Origin of the sequence: Streptomyces sp. NPDC059037 (assembly GCF_042740015.1) — a bacterium.
In the GTDB taxonomy this organism is placed as follows: domain Bacteria; phylum Actinomycetota; class Actinomycetes; order Streptomycetales; family Streptomycetaceae; genus Streptomyces.
In genome coordinates, this window is sequence record NZ_JBHYIG010000370.1 from 1 (window position 1) to 8,479 (window position 8,479).

Sequence of the window (8,479 nt, forward strand, 5' to 3'; positions counted from 1 at the left end):
GTGTTGGCGGGGGCGGCGCGGGGGTGTGTGTGGCGGGGCGGGGCGCGGGGCCGGCCGCCGGCGCGCCCCCGCGTCCTCCCCCGCGACCAGCGCCCCCTTGTCGCCGCCTGCGCCGGATTCGCCCTGCTCTCGCTGGTCCTCGTGCCGCTCACGCTGACCCTCGGCTGGGACGAGATCGTCTACGCGAGCCGGTTCGGGCCGTACGCGCCCGCCACCCCGTTCAGCGCGCCCCGCACCCGAGGCGTCCCGCTGCTCATCGCCCCCGTCGCCGCCTGGAGCGACTCGGTCGTGCTGCTCCGGGTCTGGCTGACGGCGCTCGCCACCGGAGCGCTCTATCTGGGGTTCCGGCCCTGGCTCCGGGTGCTCGCCGTGCGGCCTGCCGCCATCGGCGTCGCGGCGGGTCTCTACGGCACCCTCTGGTTCGCGCTGTTCTACGCGGGCGCGGCGATGCCGAACCACTACACCGCCATGGGCGCCGTCGCGGCGGTCGGGTTCTTTCTGCGGGCCGCGCCGACTCCTCTGACGTACGCGGGAATCGGCGCGGGTCTCGCCGTCGCCACCCTGATGCGGCCCAACGACGGTGCCGCCGTCGCCGCCCCGCTGCTCGTCGTCGCGCTGCTCGGCCTCACCGCGCCGCGCTCCTGGGCCCGCGTGCTCGCCGTGCTCGGCGGGGTCGTCGCCGGTGCGCTGCCGTGGGTGATCGAGGCGTACGTACGGTTCGGCGGCGTACGCGAACGGCTCGTCGACGCCAGTGACGTACAGGGCGGGCTGCGGCCGCTCGCCGCGATCACCGCCCAGTTCACCGCCGTGGACGGGCCGTTGCTCTGCCGGCCGTGCGGCGCCGACCGGATCAGGGTCGTGGCCCTGGAGTGGTGGATCCTGCTGCCGGTGCTTGTGGCCTTCGGGCTCTGGGCCGCCGGGCGCTCCGCTGGAATTGGCGCGAGGTGCCGTCAGTCAGCTGCGGCACCGTCTTGGCTGGTCGCGCCCACGTGGCGGAGCCGCACATGTCGCAGCCCCGCGCCCCTTCGGGGCGCTCCCGAACCGCCGAGAGCCACCCGTGCGGCGCTCTGGCTCGCGGTAGTCGTCGGGGTCTGCGCCGCCCTGCCCTACCTGCTCCTCGTCCCCTACGGAGCCCCCCGCTTCCTGCTGCCGAGTCACGCCCTCCTCGCGCTCCCCGCGGCCGTCGGCCTGCTCGCCCTCGCCGACCGGGCGAGGGCCTCGCGTGTGCTCGCTGCCGCCCTCGCCGTCGTCCTCGTCGGGCATCTCGCCGTCCAACTCCCGCTCGCCCACGGCAACGGCCGCATCCAGGCCGGCGCCCGCGGCGACTGGGCCCGCGTCACCGCGGTCCTGCGCGAACAGGGGGTCCGCGCGCCGTGCGTGCTCCAGGGCAACACCTCGGTGATCCCTCTCGCGTACGTATCCGGATGCGTGGCCGATCCTCGGAGCGGCCCGGAGCGCCCCACCGCCCTTGTCCTGCGCAAGGGGCAGCCTCCGCCCTGGGCGCGCGACTGGCGGAGCCATCCCGTGCCGGACACCTACGCGCCCGGCTGGACGGTCCTGGTGCCGCCGCGGACCGCCATCCGGAACACTCCGACCGATATGCGCTCTTGACGCACGGTCAACCTCACCCGCACCATCGGGCACGCCAATCCCGTTCAGATTTCACGGAATTCGGAGCCCCCCACATGAAGTTCTCCGTTCCAGGACGCACCGCGGCAGCCGCCGTCATAGCCGTCACCGGACTCCTCACCACCAGCGCGATATCCTCCGCGGCCCCCTCCCCCACGGCGGCCGCGCCCGACATCTCCGTCGCCAACGTCCAGGGCCATCTCTCCCAGCTGCAGTCCATCGCCGAGGCCAACGGCGGCAACCGCGCCCACGGCAGCGCGGGCTACAAAGCCTCGATCGACTACGTGAAGGGCAAGCTCGACGAGGCCGGATTCACCACCACCGTCCAGGAGTTCGCCTCCAACGGCGAGACCGGCTACAACCTCATCGCCGACTGGCCGGGCGGCGACGCCGCCCCGGGCGCTGGCGCGTAGACCCCAAACACCCCCCCCCCCCCCACCGTCATGTCCGCATACGTTCGTCCCGCTGCGAGCCGCCGAGCCAACGGCGGCTCCCCACATGGGAGATCGGGGGTGTACGCGTGCGCATCGGACTGCTTACGGAGGGTGGCTATCCGTATGTGAGCGGTGAGGCCAGGCTCTGGTGCGACCGGCTCGTGCGCGGGCTCGGGCAGCACGAATTCGACATCTACGCCCTCAGCCGCAGCGAGCGGCAGGAGGCGCGGGGCTGGATCGAGCTGCCGCCCCAGGTCAGCAGGGTGCGGACGGCGCCACTGTGGACCGTCGACGACGACGGCATCGCCCTCGGCGCGAGGTACGGACGACGGGCCCGGCGGCGGTTCGCCGAGTCCTTCGGGGAGCTGGCCGCGGTGATCTGCCGCTCCGGGGCGGCGGGCGGCGCCGAGGACTCGGACGAGTTGGCGGACCGTTTCGGCAGCGCCCTGTACGGCCTCGCCGAACTCGCCCGCGACGAAGGCGGTCTGGTCGGCGCGCTGCGCTCCGAGGCGGCCGTGCGCGCCCTGGAGACCGCCTGCCGCACACCGGGCGCACTGCGGGCCGCGCGCACCGCGCGGGTGCCCGATCTGCTCGCGGTGGCGTCCCTCGTCGAGCGCGCGCTGCGGCCCCTCTCCCTCGACTGGTACGAGGACGACGACCTCGGCGCGGCGGACCTCTGCCACGCCACGTCCGGCGGCCCCGCGGCGCTCCCCGGACTCCTCGCCAAGCACTTCTCCGGAGTGCCGCTCCTGGTCACCGAGTACGGCGTGCAGCTGCGGGCGCACTACCTGGCGGCGGGTGACGAGGCGCTGAGCGCGCCCGCGCGGGCGCTGCTCAGCTCCTTCCACGGGCGGCTCGCGGCCGAGGTGTACCGCCAGGCCGCGGTCGTCACGCCGGGCAACACGCACGCGCGGCGCTGGCAGGAGCGGTGCGGCGCCGAGCGGTCGAAGCTGCGGACGGTCTACCCGGGCATGGAGGTGTCCCGCTTCGCGGAGGTCGGCGAGCGGGAGGACCCGGGCGACCCCGACACCCTCCTCTGGGTCGGGCGCATCGAACCCGCCAAGGACCTGATCTCGCTCCTTCACGCCTTCGCGGAGATCCGCAAGGAGGAGCCGAAGGCGCGGCTGCGGATCGTCGGGGCGCCCGCGGAAGGGCCGGAGGCGGCCGGGTATCTCGCGCACTGCGGGGTGCTCGCCGCGCAGCTCTTCCCCGACGAGGCGGAGGGCGCGCACGCCGTCGGGGACAACCCCGTGTCCTTCGAGGAGATCGGGGCGCCCGCGACGCCCGAGCTCGCGGACGCGTACGCGGCGGGGAGCGTCGTCGTCCTCTCCAGCGTCGTCGAGGGCTTTCCGATCAGCCTGGTCGAGGCGATGTTCTGCGGGCGCGCGACGGTCTCGACGGACGTCGGCGCGGTCGTCGAGGTCATCGGCGGCACCGGGCTCGTGGTGCCGCCGCGCAATCCGCGGGCGCTCGCCGAGGCGTGCGTGGCGCTCCTGCGGGACCCCGGCCGGCGCGAGCGGCTCGGCGCGGCGGCGCGTGCGCGGGCGCTCGAACTGTTCACCGTGGAGCAGAACGTCGAGGCTTTTCGCGGCATTTACCTGGAGATCGTCTCGCACTGCCCGGTGCGCAGGGACGCGGTCGACGACGCGGGCGAGCCGGTGCCGTTCGGCAATCCGGCGGAGGCGTATGTGCCGGGGCGGTGGGCCGCGGGGGGCGGGGCTGTGGATGGCGGGGCTGCGGAAGCGAGTGTTCCTGGCGTGCCCAGCTGGGCGGTGCCGGAGCCGACGGTGGCTGTGCCCGTGGCGCAAGAGGTCGAGGGGCAGGGGCAGTTGAGAGGGGCGGCCGTATGACACGGCAGCAGAAGGTGGACGCGCCGAGAGCCCCGGAGGGTGCCGCCGGGTGGGACGCCCGCTCGGCGGATCTGGTGGCGGAGGCGTTCGGGGAGTCGGAGGCGATCGTGGGGGAGCCTGCGGCTTGGCGGGCGGCCGGTGGCGGCTCCAGTACGGGTGCTTCAGGTGCTTCAGGTGCTTCAGGTGCTTCAGGTGCTTCGGGCGCTTCGGGCGCTTCGGGTGCTTCAGGTGCTGCGGGGGATGCTCGTCCTCCGCGCCGCGGCGCCGTCGACCCCGTGAAGGCGCTGATGCACCGGCACCGTGAGCTGTGCGAGCGCGCCGTCGACCCGCTGGAGATCGCCGCGGGGCTTGAGGCGCACGGGGTGACCGACCGGACCGCCGCGCGGTTCCGGCACCGGGATGTCTTCGCACTCGCCGAGGAGATGTACGCGCGCGTGCCCCGCGACGACGACGAACGGAACCTCCCCGTGACGCAGCCCTCGCCGGGAACGCCCGGTGCCTCCGCCGGATGGGCGCTGCTCGCGCTGCTGCCGGGAGGGGTGTGCGGGCTCGCCGTCGCCGGGGCCGAGCTGACCGAGGGGCGTGCGCGGCTCGCGGTGGGGCTCGGCGGGACGCTCGCCGTGGCTGTGGCGCTGCGGGTCGCGCTTCGGTACGGGACGCCGGGCCCGGGAGCCGGTCCTTCGGGCGGCGTGCACCACGCGCCGCCGGCCACGCGCGCGTGGGTGTGCTGGTTGGTCGCGTACGCGGTTCTCGGTGACGGGCTGCTGCGGGGCGCCGTCTCGGGCGGGCCCGACGGGCCGTGGGCGGCTTCGACGGCCACCGCCCTGGGGCTCTCATTCGCTGTCGCGCCCGCGGTCTGGTGCGCCCGGCTGTTCGCCGTGCGGGCCCGCGGGCGGCTCTCCACCAGCCGGGGGCTCGACGAATTCGCCTCCTCCGCACGGCCGTTGCTCCTGGGCGTCGTCCTGCTCTTCGGCTGTGCGCTGGGGGTGCTGCTCGCGGTGTCCGCCGCGGTGGCCCCTGCGGGCGGCGGGGCGGGCGCCGGGGCCGGGGCGCTCGGAGTGCTGCTGTTGCTGGCCTGGCTGCTTTCTTCGTACGGCTTCACTCGGGCGCCTCTGCTGATGCTGGGGGCCGCGGGGGTCGCGGAGGCGGGGGCCCTCGCCTCCGTGTTCGCGGGGCGGCTGCCGGGGGTCGAGTGGGTGGCCGTACCGGTGGAGGGCGCGGTCGACGCGTGGGGGGCCGGGGTGGTCCCGCTGGCCGCCTGCGGGGCCGCGGCGCTCGTGCTGCTGCTGCACTGCGGCCGGACCCTGACCCGTGCCTCCGCGCATTCCTCTGGGGCGCCGTGAGGGTGCCATCCGACGGACGCCCGGCAGCGGGGCGCCGTTCCCACCCCAGAACTTTCTCTCCCGCGGGGCCGACACCGCGGGCCTTACCCCGTGACAAACGGCAACCCCCTGAAGGAGAACCCCAGATGAGCACCCTCAGCATCCGAGAATCCGACCCGGGAGCCGCCCGATGAGGGTGCTGCTGATCGGAGCCAATGGATACCTCGGCCGTTTCGTCGCCGACCGGCTGCTCGCCGACCCGGCCGTGCAGCTCACCGCGCTCGGGCGCGGCGACGACTCGGACGTACGGTTCGACCTCGCGAGCGGCAGCCCCGGCGCGCTCACCCGTTTCCTGGACGCCGTCCACCCCGGAGTCGTCATCAACTGCGCCGGCGCCACCCGCGGCGGCGCCCGCGAGCTGACCCGGCACAACACGGTGGCCGTCGCCACCATCTGCGAGGCCCTGCGCCGCAGCGGCTGCGGGGCGCGGCTCGTGCAGCTTGGCTGCGGCGCCGAGTACGGGCCGAGCCAGCCGGGCTCATCGACCGCCGAGGACGCCGTGCCGAGGCCCGGCGGGCCCTACGGGGTCAGCAAGCTCGCCGCCACCGAGCTCGTCCTTGGGGCGGGGCTCGACGCCGTCGTCCTCCGGGTGTTCTCGCCCGCGGGGCCCGGCACCCCCGCCGGATCACCGCTCGGGCGGCTCGCCGAGGCCATGCGGCGGGCCATGCAGTCCGGCGACGGCGAGCTGAAGCTCGGGGGGCTCGGCGTGCAGCGGGACTTCATCGACGTACGCGATGTGGCGCGCGCCGTGCACGCCGCCTCGCTCTCCGCCGCCCAGGGGATCGTGAACATCGGTGCCGGTCGAGCCGTACGTCTGCGTGACGCGGCCGCCGTCCTGGCGCGCGTCGCGGGGTACGGCGGAGCCCTGCACGAGCTCGACCAAGGGCCCCTGCGGCAATCCATCGGGCACCCTCGCTCCGAATCCGACCACGGGGGCCCGGCCGCCTACCCCTACCCGGACGGCTGCGGCAGCTGGCAGCAGGCGGATGTGCGCACCGCGCGCGACCGCCTCGGCTGGCGCCCCCGGATCAACCTCGAAGAGTCACTCGCCGACATCTGGATGGAGGCGGCATGCCGCATCTGACCAGCACAGCCACGGGCACCGCACACACGGACGTACGACTCGGCTTCGGCGTCCCGGGCTTCGCCCACCCGCTCGTCGCGCCCGCCGAATGGTCCGAACTGACCCGGCCGGGCACCCCTCTGCACTGGGTCGTCCTGAATGTGGCGGGCGGCCCGGGGGACCGGCCCGACCCGCACTGCCTGGAAGCGGCGGGGCGGCTGCGGAACGCGGGCGTCCGTGTTCTCGGTCACCTCGACATGACGTACGGCGCCCGCGCCTTCGGGGAGATCCTCTCCGATGCCCACCGCTACCTCGACTGGTACCAGGTCGACGGCTTCTCCCTCGACCGCTGCCCCACCGAGCGCGCCGCGCTGCCCGAGGTACGCCGGACGGTCGCGACCCTGCGCGCGCTCTGCGACGACGCGCACATCGTCCTCGGGCACGGCACCCATCCGTATCCCGGATACGCCGAATCCGCCGACCAGTTGGTGACGTTCTCCGGCCCCTGGAGCGACTACCGCTGGTCCCAGGTGGCCGAGTGGACCGCCGACTACCCGGCCGAGCGCTTCTGCCACTTCGTGCACGGCATGCCGCGCGGCCATCTCGACGAGGCACTGCGCATCGCGCGCTGGCAGGGGGCCTCGACGATCTACTTCACCGACCGCATAGAGCGGGGCGGCCCGAACGACCCCTGGGAGTCCATGCCCGCGTACTGGGACGAAATCGTCTCGCGTATCGGAACGGGTGTCTCGGAATGAAGAAGGCCGTGGCAGTGTTAACCGCAGAACAACCGTTCCGAAATACCGACCAACGGAGTCCCCGTGTCGCTGCCACCCCTGGTCGAGCCAGCATCTGAGCTCACCGTCGACGAGGTTCGCAGGTACTCCCGCCACCTGATCATCCCCGACGTCGGGATGGACGGGCAGAAGCGGCTGAAGAACGCCAAGGTGCTGTGTGTCGGCGCCGGCGGCCTCGGGTCACCGGCGCTGATGTACCTCGCCGCGGCGGGCGTGGGCACGCTCGGCATCGTGGAGTTCGACGAGGTCGACGAGTCGAACCTGCAGCGCCAGATCATCCACAGCCAGGCCGACATCGGCCGCTCCAAGGCCGCGTCCGCGAAGGACTCCGTCCTCGGCATCAACCCGTACGTGAATGTGATCCTCCACGAAGAGCGGCTCGAGGCCGAGAACGTGATGGACATCTTCAGCCAGTACGACCTGATCGTCGACGGCACGGACAACTTCGCCACGCGTTACCTGGTCAACGACGCCTGCGTGCTGCTCAACAAGCCGTATGTCTGGGGTTCGATCTACCGCTTCGACGGCCAGGCGTCCGTCTTCTGGAGCGAGCACGGCCCGTGCTACCGCTGCCTCTACCCGGAGCCCCCGCCGCCCGGCATGGTCCCGTCCTGCGCCGAGGGCGGCGTGCTCGGCGTGCTCTGCGCGTCGATCGGCTCCATCCAGGTCACCGAGGCGATCAAGGTCCTGGCCGGCGTGGGCGACCCGCTGGTCGGCCGCCTGATGATCTACGACGCCCTGGAGATGCAGTACCGCCAGGTCAAGGTCCGCAAGGACCCCGACTGCGCGGTCTGCGGCGAGAACCCCACCGTCACCGAGCTCATCGACTACGAGGCCTTCTGCGGCGTCGTGTCCGACGAGGCCCAGGAGGCGGCGCTCGGCTCGACGATCACTCCCAAGCAGCTCAAGGAGTGGATCGACGCGGACGAGAAGATCGAGATCATCGACGTGCGCGAGCAGAACGAGTACGAGATCGTCTCGATCCCCGGCGCCAGGCTGATCCCCAAGAACGAGTTCCTCATGGGCACCGCCCTGGAGAGCCTCCCGCAGGACAAGAAGATCGTCTTGCACTGCAAGACGGGTGTCCGGTCCGCGGAAGTCCTCGCCGTACTGAAGTCCGCGGGCTTCGCGGACGCGGTGCATGTGGGCGGCGGCGTGATCGGGTGGGTCAACCAGATCGAGCCCGATAAGCCGGTTTACTAGGCGCTCCGGGCAACATTCCAGCCCGTCCGGCGTTTGAGGACGAGCCCTTAAGGCGATAGGCAGCAAGCAGATGGGGGCCGCACCTGAAGAGGTGGGGCGCTGTCTCTTATAAACAAATCCC

Annotated in this window: 6 protein-coding genes and 1 pseudogene; all 7 read left to right on the forward strand. The window is 73.1% G+C overall.

Annotation, left to right across the window (positions count from 1 at the left end; translation table 11 throughout):
* On the forward strand, positions 1-1,611 hold a 1,611-nt coding region (locus ACFWY6_RS42050; protein WP_384702149.1), incomplete at its 5' end, for a hypothetical protein.
* A 74-nt stretch (positions 1,612-1,685) separates the two neighbouring features.
* Positions 1,686-2,018, forward strand: a pseudogene (locus ACFWY6_RS42055) (peptidase M28); the annotation flags it as partial.
* Positions 2,019-2,149: 131 nt separating this feature from the next.
* Positions 2,150-3,913, forward strand: coding sequence for a DUF3492 domain-containing protein (locus tag ACFWY6_RS42060; RefSeq protein ID WP_384702152.1), 1,764 nt, complete (start codon positions 2,150-2,152; stop codon positions 3,911-3,913).
* Between the two features lie 287 nt (positions 3,914-4,200).
* A complete protein-coding gene (locus tag ACFWY6_RS42065) occupies positions 4,201-5,256 on the forward strand; it encodes a hypothetical protein (RefSeq protein WP_384702155.1) in 1,056 nt (351 codons plus the stop codon).
* A gap of 169 nt (positions 5,257-5,425) precedes the next feature.
* Entirely contained in the window at positions 5,426-6,379 is a 954-nt protein-coding gene (locus tag ACFWY6_RS42070) for an NAD(P)-dependent oxidoreductase (protein ID WP_266870595.1), read from the forward strand.
* Positions 6,367-7,116, forward strand: coding sequence for a spherulation-specific family 4 protein (locus ACFWY6_RS42075; RefSeq protein ID WP_384702159.1), 750 nt, complete (start codon positions 6,367-6,369; stop codon positions 7,114-7,116). The genes ACFWY6_RS42070 and ACFWY6_RS42075 overlap by 13 nt, the downstream gene beginning before the upstream one ends.
* Before the next feature lie 63 nt (positions 7,117-7,179).
* Positions 7,180-8,358: an adenylyltransferase/sulfurtransferase MoeZ gene (gene moeZ, locus ACFWY6_RS42080; protein ID WP_266870597.1), complete on the forward strand. Its 1,179-nt coding sequence runs from the start codon at positions 7,180-7,182 to the stop codon at positions 8,356-8,358.
* Positions 8,359-8,479 lie beyond the last annotated feature (121 nt).

Bases quoted from the DNA above. Each gene is read 5' to 3' on its own strand.
- ACFWY6_RS42075 (WP_384702159.1), top strand. From the start codon at position 6,367: ATGCCGCATCTGACCAGCACAGCCACGGGCACCGCACACACGGACGTA.
- ACFWY6_RS42065 (WP_384702155.1), top strand. From the start codon at position 4,201: ATGCACCGGCACCGTGAGCTGTGCGAGCGCGCCGTCGACCCGCTGGAG.
- ACFWY6_RS42070 (WP_266870595.1), top strand. From the start codon at position 5,426: ATGAGGGTGCTGCTGATCGGAGCCAATGGATACCTCGGCCGTTTCGTC.